This window comes from Rhodococcus sp. NPDC127593, assembly GCF_042671975.1.
Classification (GTDB): Bacteria; Actinomycetota; Actinomycetes; order Mycobacteriales; family Mycobacteriaceae; genus Rhodococcus_F.
In genome coordinates, this window is record NZ_JBHXWI010000065.1 from 18,688 (window position 1) to 33,809 (window position 15,122).

The following is a 15,122-nucleotide window of genomic DNA, read 5'->3' on the forward strand; positions in this document are numbered from 1 at the left end:
GGCTGAACATCGTCCGGATTAAATCCGAACATCAGCAATACTACACCTCCCCCAATCAGTATTTGCAAGTTCAACTGTTGAACGTTCCGTCGTGTCGATAGTGCCGAAAGACCCTTCCTTCGCCCGTTCATACGAGCCTCCGCCCCACCCGAAGTCCGCATATCCTTGGAGATTGTGACCGCGAAGCCGCAGAGAAGTGCCAAGACAGGTCGACACACCGAGACGGGTCGGGTTGCCGCATTCTTCGACCTCGACAAGACGATCATCGCGAAATCCAGCACCCTCGCGTTCAGCAGACCGTTCTTCGATCAGGGTCTGATCAACCGCCGATCGGTCCTCAAGAGCAGTTACGCGCAGTTCCTGTTCCTGCTGTCGGGCGCGGACCACGATCAGATGGAGCGGATGCGCGCCTACCTCACGAGCATGTGCGCGGGCTGGAACGTGGACCAGGTCCGGTCCGTGGTCGCCGAAACCCTCCACGACATCGTGGACCCCCTGGTGTTCGCCGAGGCCGCCGACCTCATCGCGGACCACAAGCTGCGGGGCCACGACGTCATCGTGGTCTCGGCGTCGGGCGAGGAGGTGGTGGCGCCGATCGCCGAGGCACTCGGGGCCACGCGCAGCACCGCCACCCGCATGGCGGTCGAGGACGGGCTCTACACGGGCGAGGTGGAGTTCTACTGCTACGGCGAAGGCAAAGTGGACGCAATGCGGCAACTGGCCGACGAATACCACTACGACCTGTCAGCATGCTACGCCTACTCCGACTCCGTGACCGATCTCCCGATGCTGACCGCGGTCGGCCACCCGACCGCGGTCAACCCGGACCGGGCGTTGCGGAAGGCTGCGGCCGGAAACGGTTGGCCCATATTGACTTTCTCCAATCCGGTCTCCCTCCGGGCACGCCTCCAGGCGCCGTCCGCCACCACCGTTGCGGCCACGGCGGCGGTGAGCGTCGGGGCCCTGGTCGCGGGCGCGTTCACGTATGGAGTGTTGCGCCGCAAGCGCTGACGGCCGCAACCCGCGACACGGTCACAAACCGAATTTGATACTTGCTGTGAGGGGGGTCACGGGGTACAAAGGAGTTACGGAAGAACGGAAGGCCAAGGTCGACCCAGAAGAGAAGGATCGATCTCCCGACCAGGATTCCCAGCACGGGCACTAGGCACCCACGCGAAGCATAAGCCACTATAAGGGCAGAAGCGTTGTGGGCCTGCGAGACTCGAGTCTTCACCGGCAAGGACCCTGCACAGGTTGCAAGGACGACCCGACGATATTCGGACTCTCGCCGAGGCCACCCACACAACCCACCTTGCACGCTTGGTAACCGGTTGTCCGTGCTAACGGGCGGCGAAGTCGGCAGCAGTCGGCAGCGCCGCCCGTTTCACATGTTCGGAAACTTCTTGCAATGCAAAGGATTTCGACTAACTCGCTGCGGCTTCCGCGATCGAGGTGGCCTCCCGGGCTCCGGCCTCCAGAGCGCCGCAGCAGAGGACCACCCAGCTGCCGACACCCTCCGGTTCGCCCGACGCGAATGCGGCAGCCCCATTGCGGTACGCCTGCTGTCGGCGCAACCAGCTGACCTCCGGGACCCCGAGATTGTGGGGATCGAGCCCGCTCGCCACGGAAACCAGACGTGACGCGGCGCGCGCGACGATACCGTCGCCGACCCCGAACGGCTTCAGCGTCAACAATTCCCCGTGCACCACGGCCGCCAGAACCGGCGCGGGCGCAGCCGTTCCCCCCGTCACGAGCTGGGCGAGACCGTCGAGCCGCTCCGCGACGCCGGACCCGGCACGCGGCCTGCCGAGCAATTCCTGATCCTCCACGAGGTCGGCCGCGGCCAGCAGATGCAACCGCGCGAGGGCCTGCAGGGGTGCCCGCTGCCAGGTGGACTGCAGAAGCGTGAGCGCGTCACCGTCGAGGGCCTGCCCAACCCGCAGCGCCCCCGACAGAATCGGATCGCCGACCTCGCCGGGAGCGGGTAACTCGGTGCTGCCGCCGTCCAGCGACGCCGAGGCGCGGGCCGCCCGGACCGCCGCCTCGGCCGCCGTGGTCGGCCAGCCGCGCCGGTTGGTCTTGTGGCGGTGAACCGCGCCGAGCGCGTCGCGCGCACGGTCCGCGGCTTCGCGGACGCCGGGAAGGTCGACGAGGGGCTGCAACGGGTCGCTCACGTACCGGAACGCTACCCGGCGCCGTTCCGCGTCAGGCGCCGAGCCGGATCGATCCGCCGGGAATCGCATCCAGCAGCTTCCGCGTGTACTCCTCCTTCGGCGACGTGAAGACCTCGTCCGTCGTCGCTTTCTCCACGATCGCGCCGGTGGACATGACGAGCACGTCGTCGGCAATCTGCCGCACCACCGCCAGGTCGTGGGTGATGAACAGGTACGTCAACCCCAGCTCCGCCTGCAGGTCGTTCAGCAGGGTCAGGATCTGGTCCTGGACCAGCACGTCGAGCGCCGACACCGCCTCGTCGCACACCACCATCTCCGGCTGCAGCGCCAGCGCCCGGGCGATCGCCACCCGCTGCCGCTGGCCACCGGACAACTCGTTCGGGAACCTCCGCATCACCGAAGCCGGCAGCGCCACCTTGTCCAGCAGGTCGCGTACCCGCGCTTCCCGCTCCGCCTTCGTCCCCACCTTGTGGGTGCGCAGGGGCTCCTCGACGGTGCGGAAGATCGAGTACATCGGGTCGAGCGTGCCGTACGGATTCTGGAAGATCGGCTGCACCCGGCGGCGAAATGCGAGCGTCTCCCGGCGGTCCAGCGTCGCGACGTCCTTGCCGTCGAACACGACATTCCCCGACGTCGGCGCGAGAAGTCCGAGGACCATCTGCGCGACCGTCGACTTGCCCGACCCCGACTCGCCGACGATGGCCGTGGTCGTCCCGCGCCGGACCGCGAAGGAGACGTCGTCGACGGCGGTGAAGTCGGTGGACTTCCGTAGCCCGTGCCGGATCTTGAACATTTTGGTCAGCCCGGTGGCCACGACCACGTCGTCGGTGGCCTTGCCGAACTCGACGCCGATCTCGCCGTGCTGTTCGGCCTCGCCGACCACCTCGAGGGCGTGCTCCCGAATGTCCGCACGGGCCAGCGAAGAACTCCGGCGTTGCGACGCCAGCGACGGCGCCGCGGCCACCAGTTTCCGGGTGTACGGGTGGCGCGGCCGCTGCAGGATCTCCAGCGCCGGCCCCGCCTCGACCACCCGCCCCTTGCTCATGACGATCAGATGCTCGGCCCGCTCGGCGGCCAGACCGAGGTCGTGGGTGATGAGCAGGACCGCGGTGCCCAACTCGTTGGTGAGACCGTCGAGGTGGTCGAGGATCTGGCGTTGGACCGTGACGTCGAGGGCCGACGTGGGCTCGTCCGCGATCAGCAGTTGCGGGCGAGCCGAAAGCCCGATCGCGATGAGCGCGCGCTGGCGCATGCCACCGGAGAACTCGTGCGGATACTGGCCCAGGCGGTCCTCGGCGTCGGCGAGTCCGGCCTCCTCGAGCAGCTCGGCGGCACGCGCCTTCGCGGCCTTGCCCTTCGCGATCCCGTTGGCTTCCAACGCCTCCTCGATCTGGAAACCGACCTTCCACACCGGGTTGAGGTTGGACATCGGGTCCTGCGGGACGAGGCCGATCTTCTGACCGCGCAGCTCGACGAACTCGCGCTCGGACGCCTCCGCGAGGTCCTGCCCCTCGAACAGGATCCGACCGCCGGTGACCTTTCCCGTCCCGGGTAGCAGGTTGATGATCGCGTGGGCGGTCGTGGACTTGCCCGAACCGGACTCACCGACGATCGCCACGGTCTGCCCCGGATACACCGTGAGGCTGACACCGCGCACCGCGGGCACGAGCCCGGAATGGGACTGGAACGACACTTCCAGGTCCCGGATCTCGAGCAGCGGCACCTCGTCGGCCGAATTCTGCGGTCCGGCTGGTTCGTTCGTGGACACCACGGTCACCTCTTCCGGGCCTTGGGATCGAGCGCGTCCCGGACAGCGTCGCCCATCATGATGAAACCGAGCACCGTGATCGCCAGCGCGGTCGCCGGATAGAACAGGATCGGCGACCCCTGACGCAGCGTGACCTGGGCCGTGCTGATGTCGCCGCCCCACGAGATCTCGGTGGACGGCAGACCGATGCCGAGGAACGACAGCGTCGCCTCGGCCACGATGTAGATGCCGAGCGAGATGGTCGCGATCACGATGATCGGGGCAAGGGAGTTCGGCAGCACGTGCCGGACGAGGGTACGCACGTTCGACACACCGAGCGCCCGCGACGCCATCACGTAGTCGTTGTTCTTCGCCGAGATCACCGAGCCACGAGCGATTCTCGCCATCTGAGGCCAGCCGAACAGGGCGAGGACCACGATCAGCGTCCAGATGGTGCGGTTGGCGAACAGCTGCATCAGGACGATCGCGGCGAGGATGAGCGGGATGCCGAAGAAGATGTCGGCGACCCGGGACAGCAGCGAGTCGGCCCAGCCGCCGTAGAACCCGGCGACCGCACCGAACACCACGCCCACGACGAGCACGATCGACGTGACACCGACACCCACCAGCACCGACGCCCGTGCCCCGTAGATCGTGCGGGAATAGATGTCGCAACCCTGCTTGTCGAATCCGAACCAGTGCCCCGCCGAGGGCCCCTGCATGCTGAACGCGAGATCGCAGAACCTGGGGTCGGTGCTGGTGAACAGAGCAGGGAAAGCCGCCACGGCGATCACCACGACGATGATCACCGTCGCGACCAGGAACAACGGACGTTTGCGGAGATCCCGCCACGCATCCGACCACATGCTCGTCGGCGGCTGGTCGATGTGGACGGCGTCGGTCTCCCCCGGCGCCGCCACCTCTTCGGGTGCCACGAAATGCGCCTGACGGGTTTTCCGGTCGCCCGTCCGGGCCGACTCTTTCCCCACTTTCTCAGACATAGCGAATCCTCGGGTCGAGCGCGGCGTACAGGAGGTCGACGACCAGGTTGGCGAGCAGATAGATGACGATCAGCACCGTCACGAAGGACACCACCGTCGGCGCCTCACCGCGCGTGACCGCCTGATAGATCGTGCCGCCGACACCGTTGATGTTGAAGATGCCCTCCGTGACGATCGCGCCGCCCATCAGGGTGGCGAGATCGGCGCCCAGGAACGTGACCACCGGGATCAGCGAGTTCCGCAGCACGTGCACCTGCACCACGCGGCGACGCGAAAGACCCTTGGCCGTCGCGGTTCTCACGTAGTCGGCGGTGAGGTTCTCGGCGACCGACGTCCGGGTGAGCCGGAGCACGTACGCGAACGACACCGACCCGAGGACGAACGCGGGTAGCAGCAGATTCTTGAAACTGGTGTTACCCCCGACCGTCGGCGGCACCAACCCCCATTTCACGCCGACGAAGAACTGGGCCAGGAAACCGATGACGAAGATCGGGATCGCGATGATCACCAGGCTCACGAGGAGAACGGAACTGTCGAAGACGCCGCCCTTGCGGAGTCCGGCCCACAGGCCGAAGCCGATCCCGAAGATCCCCTCGATGGCGAGTGCCATCAGGGACAACTTGATGGTGATCGGGAATGCCTGCGCCAGCACCTCACTGACGGGGCGGCCGGAGAATGACGTACCGAAGTCGAGGGTGAAGATGCCCTTCAGATACAGGAGATACTGCGTCAGGAACGGCTCGTCGAGGTGGTACCGGGCACGAAGTTGAGCCGCCACCGCGGGGCTGAGCGCCTTGTCGCCGGCCAGCGCGGCGATCGGGTCTCCCGGCAGCAGGAACACCATCGCATAGATCAGGAACGTGGCCCCGAGGAACACGGGGATCATCTGGAGCAAACGGCGACCGACGTACCAGAGCATCGGATCACCTCCTATTCGTCGGGAGCAGTGACGTCAGGAATCCGAAGCCTCGGCTCGCACTCCCGAGCGGGGCCGCGAACTGACAGCTCGCGGCCCCACCCGTCGTCGAACAATCTCCGGTGCGTCAGTTCTTCTCGATGTCGGAATACATCGGGATGCCCTTCCAGTCGATGACCACGTTCGACACGTTCTCCGACCAGCCGCTGGCGGCGTTGCGGTACCACGTCGGGACGGCAGGCAGGTCGCGCAGGAGAACTTCCTGCGCCTGGTTCAGCAGTTCCTGGGCCTTGTCGGGATCGACCTCACCCGCGGAGGCACGCAGAAGCCGGTCGAACTCGGGGTTCGAGTAGTCGCCGTCGTTGGAGCTGCCACCGGTCTGGTAGTTCTGCGCGAGGAAGCCGTACTGCTGCGGGTAGTCACCCTGCCACCCCGAACGGAACGCGCTGGGGATGGTGCGGTTGGTGGCCTCGGTGCGGATCTGCGCGAACGTGGGGTACTCCTTGCCCTTCGCGTCGATACCGAGGGTGTTGCGGATGTTGTTGGCGGTGGCGTCGACCCATTCCTTGTGGCCACCGTCGCCGTTGTACGCGATCTCGAAACTGCCCGACCACGGGGCGATGGCATCGGCCTGGGCCCACAGCCTCTTCGCCGTCTCCGGGTCGTACTTCAGGTTGCCGTTGCCGACGAGCGAATCCGACCAGCCCTCGATGGCGGGGCTGGTGAAGTCGAGCGCGGGCGTGCGGGTGTTGTTGTAGATCTGCTGGGTGATCTGGTCGCGGTTGATCGACATCGAGATGGCCTGGCGGCGCAGCGTGCCCTCCTCGCCGCTGAAGTGCGGCAGACGGCCCGGGATCGTGAACGTCTCGATGGTCGCGGACGGCTGGTTGACGGTGCGGCCCGGCAGATCGGTCTCGAACGTCGTGACCGCGCTCGGCGGCACCTGGTCGAGAACATCGACGTTGCCCGCGAGCAGATCCGTGTACGCCGTGTCGAGGCTGTTGTACATGACGAAGTCGACGCCGGCGTTCTTCGGCTTACGGTTGCCGTTGTAGTCGGGGTTCACGACGGTGTCGATCCGGACGTTGTGCTGCCACGCTCCGGGGCCGGACATCATGTACGGACCGTTGCCGATCGGGTTCTCACCGAACGCGGCCATGTCCTGGTACGCCACCGCAGGCAGCGGGTAGTACGCGGCGAACCCGAGGCGGTCCGGGAAGGCCGACTCGGGCTGCTTCAGTTCGATCGTGAACGTGGAGTCGTCGACTACCTTCAGTCCCGACATGGTCTGCACGGTCGGGTTCTCCGCGGCCACCTCGTCGTAGCCCTGGATCGGGTCGAAGAACGACGCTTGGATCTGCGCATTCGTGGACAGCGCGCCGTAATTCCAGGCGTCGACGAATGAGGCCGCTGTGACCGGCGTGCCGTCCGTGAACGTCCACCCATCCTTCAGCTTCACGGTGAAGTTCTTGCCGTCGGTCGTCTCGATGGACTCGGCGACCTCGTTGTTCACCCCGCCGTCGGAGTCGTAGGAGACGAGCCCCGCGAACAGCGAATCGACGACGCGGCCACCCTGATTCTCGCTGGTATTGGTGGGAATCAACGGATTCTGCGGTTCACCTGCCCAGGCGTTGACGATTCCGCTACCACCCCCGCTCGTCGAATCACCGGACGAGCAGGCGGACAGCATCCCTGCTGCCAGGCCGACCGCCAGAACGGCGGTTGCCACACGTGTGATGCGCAAAACGATCCTCCCAGATCTGCATGGTTCCGGGCCGCGGTTCCGGGCGCAGCCCGAATGATGGCATGACGATAAGTCAGCGTTTCAATCTGTGTAGCCACGACGGGCGAAACTCGTGCAATCGGCACCTGATCGAAACATCGTCGGCACGGGGGGTCTCCACTCGTCGTCCCCGATCGCCGTCCGTCGCGCGCAGTCGACCGATCGTCGCAGAATATGGGCATGCAACCCTGTGCAACGGTGCGCTCGAGAGACCATGTGACTACCCTCACACGTGCTAGAAGTGCCGAATTCGAGACTGGAAAGAAGGCCGGGCCACAATGACCAGTGCAGCACAGGCGAGCGGAGCGACGGAGAAGTCGGAACATTCTGATTCCGTCCCGCAGGTGTATCCGCCGAGCCCCGAGTTCACCGCAACGGCGAACGCCGGCCCCGACCTCCAGGCTGCCGCCGACGAGGACCGTCTCGCATTCTGGGCGAAGCAGGCCGAGCGCCTGCACTGGCACGCCCCCTTCTCCGACGTCCTCGACTGGTCCGACGCCCCGGTCGCGAAGTGGTTCGTGAACGGACGCCTCAACGTCGCCTACAACTGCGTCGACCGCCACGTCCTCGCCGGCAACGGCGACCGCGTCGCCATCCACTTCGAGGGTGAACCGGGCGACACCCGCGACCTCACCTACAACGACCTCCTCGCCGAAGTGAGCAAGGCCGCCAACACCTTCAGCGACCTCGGACTCGTCGCCGGCGACCGCGTCGCGATCTACATGCCGATGATCCCCGAAGCCATCGTCACGATGCTCGCCTGCGCCCGCCTCGGCCTGACCCACTCGGTGGTGTTCGCCGGCTTCTCCGCCAGCGCCCTGCGCTCACGCATCGACGACGCCGAAGCCAAGCTCGTCGTCACCGTCGACGGACAGTGGCGTCGCGGCCAGGCCGCACCCCTCAAGCCCGCCGTCGACGAGGCTGTGGACGGCGCCGAGTCCGTCAAACACGTGCTGGTCGTCAAGCGCACCGGCATCGACGTCGACACCGCCGAGGGTCGTGACCTGTGGTGGCACGAGACCGTCGACAAGGCGTCCGACACCCATCAGGCGCAGCCGTTCGACTCCGAACACCCGCTGTTCATCCTGTACACCTCCGGCACCACCGGAAAGCCCAAGGGCATCATCCACACCTCCGGCGGTTACCTCACCCAGGCCTCGTACACCCACCACAACGTGTTCGACCACAAGGCCGGCCAGGACGTCTACTGGTGCACCGCCGACATCGGCTGGGTCACCGGCCACAGCTACATCGTCTACGGGCCACTCTCGAACGGCGTCACCCAGGTGGTCTACGAGGGCACCCCGAACTCCCCCGACGAGCACCGCCACTTCCAGATCATCGAAAAGTACGGCGTCAGCATCTACTACACCGCACCCACCCTGGTGCGCACATTCATGAAGTGGGGCAGGGAAATTCCCGACGCCCACGACCTGTCCTCGATCCGGCTCCTCGGCTCGGTCGGCGAACCGATCAACCCCGAGGCCTGGAAGTGGTTCCGCGAGGTGATCGGCGGAAACACCGCCCCGATCGTCGACACCTGGTGGCAGACCGAGACCGGCGCGATCATGATCTCCCCACTCCCCGGAATCACCGCCACCAAACCCGGCTCCGCGATGGCCCCGCTGCCCGGCATCTCCGCGAAGATCGTCGACGACGACGCCAACGAACTCGGCGCCGGCGGCTCCGGCTACCTCGTGCTCGACAAGCCGTGGCCGGCGATGCTCCGCGGCATCTGGGGCGACATGGACCGCTACCGCGAAACCTACTGGTCCCGCTACCCCGAGCAGGGCTGGTACTTCGCCGGCGACGGCGCCAAGTACGACGAGGACGGCGCCCTGTGGGTCCTCGGCCGCGTCGACGACGTCATGAACGTCTCCGGGCACCGCATCTCCACCTCCGAGGTCGAATCCGCCCTCGTCGGACACCACGGTGTCGCCGAGGCCGCCGTCGTCGGCGCCGCGGACGAGACAACAGGCCAGGGCATCGTCGCGTTCGTCATCCTCCGCGAAGGCGTCGAAAACACCGGCGACACCCTCATCGCCGAACTCAAGGCCGAAGTGTCCCGGGAGATCAGCCCGATCGCCAAACCCCGCCAGATCACCGTCGTGCCCGAACTCCCCAAGACCCGCTCCGGCAAGATCATGCGACGCCTGCTCAAGGACATCGCCGAAGGCCGCGACCTCGGCGACACCTCCACGCTCGTCGACCCCAAGGTCTTCGACGCGATCCGCGGCAAGTAGGGCGCTCCGCGCCCCGTGAGTGGTTGACGAGTCCCTGCACTCCTCAACCACTCACGGGCGGCGAAGCCGCCACAGCGTCTGCTCCTCGCCGATACCCTTCAGACCGGTCGTGAAGACGTCGCACCGGTAGTCCGATTCCGCCAGCAGCGGCGCCACCTCCGGGTCGTCGTGAACGGCTCGGGACAGGACGATGTCGCCACCCGCCGCACAACCCTGCACCCGCGCCGCCAGGTTGACGGTCGCGCCGAAGTAGTCGATCCGGCCGTCGTTGTCGATCATCACGGCCGGCCCCTGGTGCAGCCCGACTTTCAACGCCACCGAATCGTCGTCGCCGAGGTGCCCGCGACGGAAATCGTCCCAGCCGGACTGCATCGACACCGCCGCCGACCAGGCCTCCCTCGCACCGGCGAACGTCGCCATGACCGCGTCGCCCATCTGCTTCACGACGCCGCCGTTCTCGCGCACCACGGCATCATGCAGGTAGCGGAAATGGCTCTGCACGAACGCGAACGCCCGGACGTCCCCGATGCGCTCGTACAGGGCGGTCGAGCCGCTCAGATCCGTGAACAGCACCGCCAGGTTCGCGATCCCGATCTCGTCGCCGGGCGCCACCCCTTGATCGGGGAACAGGTCCTGGAAACCGTCGAGCGACGTGACGAGCGCGCCGGTCGCCGCGGCGTCCTTCCACCGCTCCCGCTCGACCACCACCAGCGCTTCGCCGGGGAGCCGGTTGGCGACCTCCAGCCGGATCGCCCCGTCGGCGTCGGGCGAACCATGCACCCGGAGTTCACCGGGCCCGCACTCGACCCGCAGCGTTCCACCGGCAGGGCCGACCTCGCAGGCCACCGGGGTGCCCACCTGATAGCACCGGAGCCGCAACCACCCCGGGTCGAGTTCGAGCCGCTCGGAACGCTGCTCCCCCGGCTCGAGCCGCAGCTGAGCCACCGCCGACGGTGAATTCGCCGGACCACCGATGCAGTACCGGGCCCGCTCCGCCCGGCGGACCGCCGGGTTGACGTCGAAGCGGATCTCCACCGACCGGGCCAGGTCGGTGTCGAAGGCGATGTCGCACGTGTCGCAATGGACGCGGCTCGCCAGCTGTCGAATCCGGCCGGCGTCCTCGCGGACGGTCCGGCAGACCGGGCACAGCACGCTCCAGCTCAGGTCCAGCAGACCGCAGTCCGCGGCGTGGAGGAAGACGTAGAGCAGCTGCATCCGATCGGCACCCCAGCGGTCCGCCAGCTCGAACGGTCGCATGCCCGTCACCTCCAGGTCGGACGCGGTCCGCAGGTGGGATTCCAAGCGCCCGATCAGGTTCGGGGCATCGTGCGATCGAGACAGCTGTGCCGTGCGGAGTTCCAACCGGCCGGCGTCGAGTTTCTCCGGCGGCGGCAGGGCGGGCACGGCATGCGTCTGCGGGTCGCGGATGTGGAGTTCTAACGCGCGCGCGAGCGCCACCGTCTTCCGTATACCCGTGCGCGCCAGTAGGGTTCGCGCCGCAATCGCGCCGAACCAGGTCCGCGGGACGATCCGGGCGAACACCTCGACTTCGGTCTCGTCGGCGGCCGGGTGGAGCCGGACACCCGTCGAGACCTCCGCGAGCGGACCGCGGGAGAACCGCCGGAGGACGTGGTAAAAACGGCCCTCGATCCACTCGAACGGGAACTCCTCGTAGCGCACCCGCCGCCCGTACGAACGCGTCTCCGCCGAATAGTGTCCCTTGCGCCGACGGTCCAGCATCGGAGCGAAGTGCACCGGTGACAGATCGATATTGCGGTTGAGCCGATCGGTATCGGCGAGGAACGACCACAGATCCTGCTTCGGCAGCCGGATCCGGGCCGTCCTGGACAGCAGCACGGCTTTCGCCATGCAAGAACTATAGGCTCCGCCCGTGCGCCTTTCTGGTAGTTGGAACAACCAGAAAGGCGCACGGGGGCTACGCCCCTACGTCGTCGAGCGACTGGTCGCGCGTCTCGCGCATGACGAGCAGCGCGACGAACGTGAGCGCGGCGGCGATCAGCAGGTAGATGCCCACCCAGCCGACGCCGTGCGACGTGGCGAGCCAGGTGGCGATGAACGGCGCGACGGCGGCACCGAGGATGCTGGCGGTGTTGTAGGCGATCCCCGAACCCGTGTAGCGCACGTTGGTCGGGAACAGCTCGGGCAGAACGGCGCTCATCGGCCCGAAGGTCATGCCCATCAACAACATTCCGATGGCCAGGAATACGAGCATGCGGGCATTGCCCATGCCTTCCTGGTTCAGCATCACACCGAACGTGAGCCCGAACACCATGATCAACCCGGTGATCGTGAGCAGCGTGATGCGGCGCCCGTAGCGGTCGGCCAGCCACCCCGACACGGGGACTGCGGCCGCGAAGAACAGGACCGCGATCAGCTGGAGGACGAGGAAGTCGGTGTAGTGGAAGCCGGCTCCGGTGCCGCCCTGGGCGGGGGTCTTGCCTGTGCCGTAGCTGAGCACCCAGGTGGTCATGATGTAGAAGAGCGTGTAGGTGGCGAGCATGACGAACGTGCCGATGATCAGCTGACGCCAGCTGGTCTTGAACACCTCGGCCAGCGGGGTCTTCACCTTCTCGCCCCGCGCGACGGCGCGGGCGAATACGGGGGTCTCCTCGAGCTTCAGCCGCACGTACAGACCGATCATCACCATGATCGCGCTGAGCAGGAACGGGATACGCCAGCCCCAGGTGAGGAACGCGCCGTCCAGGTCGGGGGTGCTGTTGTCGTGGTCCAGGAACAGCGTGATGATCAGGAACAGACCGTTGGCGAGGAAGAACCCGATGGGTGCGCCGAGCTGCGGCCACATGGCCGCCCAGGCCCGCTTGCCCTTCTGCGCGGTCTCGGTCGCGAGCAACGCCGCGCCACTCCACTCACCGCCCAGTCCAAGACCCTGGCAGAAGCGCATCAACGCCAGCAGCGCGGGCGCGACGAGGCCGATCTGGTGGTACGTCGGCAGCAGGCCGATCACGAACGTGGCGATACCCATGGTGAGGAGTGAGCCGACGAGCGTCGTCTTGCGTCCGATGCGGTCGCCGAAGTGGCCGAACAGGATCGAGCCGAGCGGCCGGGCGACGAAGGCGAGACCGAACGTGGCCAGGGACGCCAGCAGGGCGGTGGTGCCGTTTCCCTTGGGGAAGAACAGGTGTGGGAACACCGACACGGCCGCGGTGGCATAGATGTAGAAATCGTAGAACTCGATGGATGTTCCCACCATGCTCGCGACGACGATCCGGCTTCTGGGTACGCCGGCGACGGTGGCCCCGCCGTCCGGTTCGGGCTTCGACGTATCGACGGCACTGCTCACTCGACTTACTCCTGCACGATGCTATTTCAACTATTGGGACGACAGTCCATTCCTTAGGAATTGAACACCTCGTGTCTTTCGCTTGGCAAATTGGATAAGCTCATCTCGGTGCGCCGGGAAGTCTGGTCGGCAGAGCATTTGCCGTACCCGGACCACATCGAAAGCGAGCGACCCCGGTGACCCAGCCTCTCCGCTCCGAACTCTCCCGCTACCTCCGCACCGAGACGGTCGGCGGTTCGATCCTGCTCGTCGCCGCGGCGATCGCCCTCGTGTGGGCGAACTCCCCCGTCTCGGATTCGTACTTCGCACTGCGCGACTGGCCGATCGGCCCGCAGGCGCTCCACCTGAACCTGACGGTCGGGACGTGGGCGCAGGACGGGCTGCTGGCGGTCTTCTTCTTCGTCGCCGGCCTCGAACTGAAGCGGGAACTGGTGGTGGGCGAACTCGCCGACCGCAAACGCGCCCTGCTCCCGATCATCGCGGCCTGCGGCGGCGTGGTGGTGCCCGCGATCATCGCCGCGACGATCGGCGCCGGCACTCCCGGCATGGACCGGGGCTGGGCCATCCCGGTCGCCACCGACATCGCGTTCGCACTGGGTGTGCTGGCGCTGACCGGGTCTCGCATCCCGGCGAGCGCCCGAGTGTTCCTGCTCAGCCTGGCCGTCGTCGACGACCTTCTCGCGATCGTGCTCATCGCGGTCCTGTTCACCAGCTCCATCGCCCTGCTGTGGCTGCTGGGCGCCGCTGTGTGCCTGGCCGTCTACACGTTCGCCCAGCACCGGCGCATCACGACCCCCCTGCTCTACGTTCCACTCGCGCTGCTCACCTGGTACTGCATGCACGACGCCGGAATCCACGCCACACTCGCCGGCGTCGCGCTCGGCCTCCTCACCCGGGTCCGGCGCGACCCCGGCGAGCGCGAATCCCCGGGCTCCCGCCTCGAGCACCGCATCCAGCCGCTGTCGGCAGGCGTCTGCGTCCCGATCTTCGCCCTGTTCGCGTCCGGGGTGGCCCTGAGCAGCGAGCTCTTCGGGCAGCTGTTCACCAACCCCATCTCGCAGTCCGTGATCGCGGGGCTCCTCGTCGGCAAGACCGTCGGCATCTTCGGCATCTCCTGGCTCGCGATCCGCCTGGGTATCGCGAAGAAGCCGCGAGCACTGGGGTTCCGGGACATGTTTGCCCTCTCAGTGCTCGGTGCGATCGGGTTCACCGTTAGCCTTCTCGTATCGGATCTCGCGCTTGCGGGAATCGGTGACGGCAGCGAGGCCGAAATAGCTAAGGTCGCGGTGCTCGTGACATCGTTGACAGCGTCGCTGATCGGATCAGCGTTACTGTGGCGACGCGGTCGGGCCCATGCGGCCCGGAAGGATGACTCGGAAGTGCAAGAGCTACCTGGAGGGGTCGACAAGTGAGCATCACTCACGGCAAGGGAGACAGCCCGCGATACACGGGAGACGGGGTGCCGAACACGGTGTCGTCGATCCCGCTCACGGACGTGGACGCTCAGACACCCGGCGAGGCGAGCCTCGGCACGCTGGTCAAGCATGCGACCGCGCAGGTGTCCACCCTGTTTCGCGCCGAGGTCGAGCTCGCCAAGGCCGAGGTCACCGGTGAGGTCAAGAAGGGTCTGCAGGGCAGCCTGTTCTTCATCCTCGCGTTCACCGTGCTGCTGTTCAGCTCGTTTTTCTTCTTCTTCTTCCTCGCCGAACTCCTCGACGTGTGGATCGCCCGCTGGCTGGCGTTCCTGATCGTCTTCCTGATCATGGTCGTGGTGACGGCGGTCCTCGCCCTGCTCGGTTATCTGCGGGTACGCAAACTCCGCGCACCCGAGAAGACCATCGACTCCCTGAAGCAGGCCAGGTCGGTGCTCCCGACGTCGTACTCGGATGCGGAAGCCCATCTCGCATCATCCAGCGGACGTCACGCGCGGTAACTC

The 15,122-nt window shown here is 66.7% G+C and carries 11 protein-coding genes; 4 read left to right on the forward strand and 7 right to left on the reverse strand.

Annotated features, from left to right (window positions below; all coding sequences use genetic code 11):
* The first annotated feature begins 174 nt into the window (after positions 1-174).
* Positions 175-1,011 carry an HAD-IB family hydrolase gene (locus tag ACFVJ3_RS40515; RefSeq protein WP_378457425.1) on the forward strand — a complete coding sequence of 279 codons (837 nt, stop codon included), beginning with the start codon at positions 175-177 and terminating at the stop codon, positions 1,009-1,011.
* Between the two features lie 413 nt (positions 1,012-1,424).
* Here ACFVJ3_RS40515 and ACFVJ3_RS40520 read toward each other — a convergent pair whose 3' ends face one another.
* The 5 genes from ACFVJ3_RS40520 to ACFVJ3_RS40540 all read right to left on the reverse strand — a co-directional run bounded on the left by ACFVJ3_RS40520 (position 1,425) and on the right by ACFVJ3_RS40540 (position 7,582).
* Entirely contained in the window at positions 1,425-2,174 is a 750-nt protein-coding gene (locus tag ACFVJ3_RS40520) for an oxidoreductase (protein WP_164063501.1), read from the reverse strand.
* 31 nt (positions 2,175-2,205) lie between these two features.
* Positions 2,206-3,951, reverse strand: a complete 1,746-nt coding sequence (locus tag ACFVJ3_RS40525) for a dipeptide ABC transporter ATP-binding protein (RefSeq protein WP_378457426.1) — start codon at positions 3,949-3,951, stop codon at positions 2,206-2,208.
* Complete coding sequence (locus tag ACFVJ3_RS40530) at positions 3,948-4,922, reverse strand: ABC transporter permease (RefSeq protein ID WP_378457427.1); 975 nt, start codon at positions 4,920-4,922, stop codon at positions 3,948-3,950. Before ACFVJ3_RS40530 ends, ACFVJ3_RS40525 begins: the two co-directional genes overlap by 4 nt.
* The gene (locus tag ACFVJ3_RS40535; RefSeq protein WP_378457428.1) at positions 4,915-5,841 is read right to left on the reverse strand and encodes an ABC transporter permease; all 927 of its coding nucleotides are present in this window, start codon (positions 5,839-5,841) and stop codon (positions 4,915-4,917) included. The genes ACFVJ3_RS40530 and ACFVJ3_RS40535 overlap by 8 nt, the downstream gene beginning before the upstream one ends.
* A gap of 124 nt (positions 5,842-5,965) precedes the next feature.
* Complete coding sequence (locus tag ACFVJ3_RS40540; RefSeq protein WP_378457429.1) at positions 5,966-7,582, reverse strand: ABC transporter substrate-binding protein; 1,617 nt, start codon at positions 7,580-7,582, stop codon at positions 5,966-5,968.
* Positions 7,583-7,899: 317 nt separating this feature from the next.
* On the opposite strand from ACFVJ3_RS40540, the gene acs reads away from it, so the two are divergent.
* On the forward strand, positions 7,900-9,864 hold the full coding sequence (gene acs, locus ACFVJ3_RS40545; protein WP_378457430.1) for an acetate--CoA ligase: 1,965 nt from the start codon (positions 7,900-7,902) through the stop codon (positions 9,862-9,864).
* Between the two features lie 51 nt (positions 9,865-9,915).
* On the opposite strand, the gene ACFVJ3_RS40550 is transcribed toward acs, so the two are convergent.
* Positions 9,916-11,733 (reverse strand): DUF5939 domain-containing protein, encoded by a 1,818-nt coding sequence (locus tag ACFVJ3_RS40550; RefSeq protein WP_378457431.1) that lies wholly within the window; start codon positions 11,731-11,733, stop codon positions 9,916-9,918.
* A 67-nt stretch (positions 11,734-11,800) separates the two neighbouring features.
* A complete protein-coding gene (locus ACFVJ3_RS40555; RefSeq protein WP_378457432.1) occupies positions 11,801-13,186 on the reverse strand; it encodes an MFS transporter in 1,386 nt (461 codons plus the stop codon).
* Positions 13,187-13,362: 176 nt separating this feature from the next.
* Here ACFVJ3_RS40555 and nhaA point away from each other — a divergent pair, with 176 nt between their 5' ends.
* Both nhaA and ACFVJ3_RS40565 read left to right on the forward strand, forming a co-directional pair.
* Positions 13,363-14,598, forward strand: a complete 1,236-nt coding sequence (gene nhaA / locus ACFVJ3_RS40560) for a Na+/H+ antiporter NhaA (RefSeq protein WP_378457433.1) — start codon at positions 13,363-13,365, stop codon at positions 14,596-14,598.
* Positions 14,595-15,119, forward strand: a complete 525-nt coding sequence (locus tag ACFVJ3_RS40565) for a phage holin family protein (protein WP_378457434.1) — start codon at positions 14,595-14,597, stop codon at positions 15,117-15,119. The genes nhaA and ACFVJ3_RS40565 overlap by 4 nt, the downstream gene beginning before the upstream one ends.
* Positions 15,120-15,122: the final 3 nt, after the last annotated feature.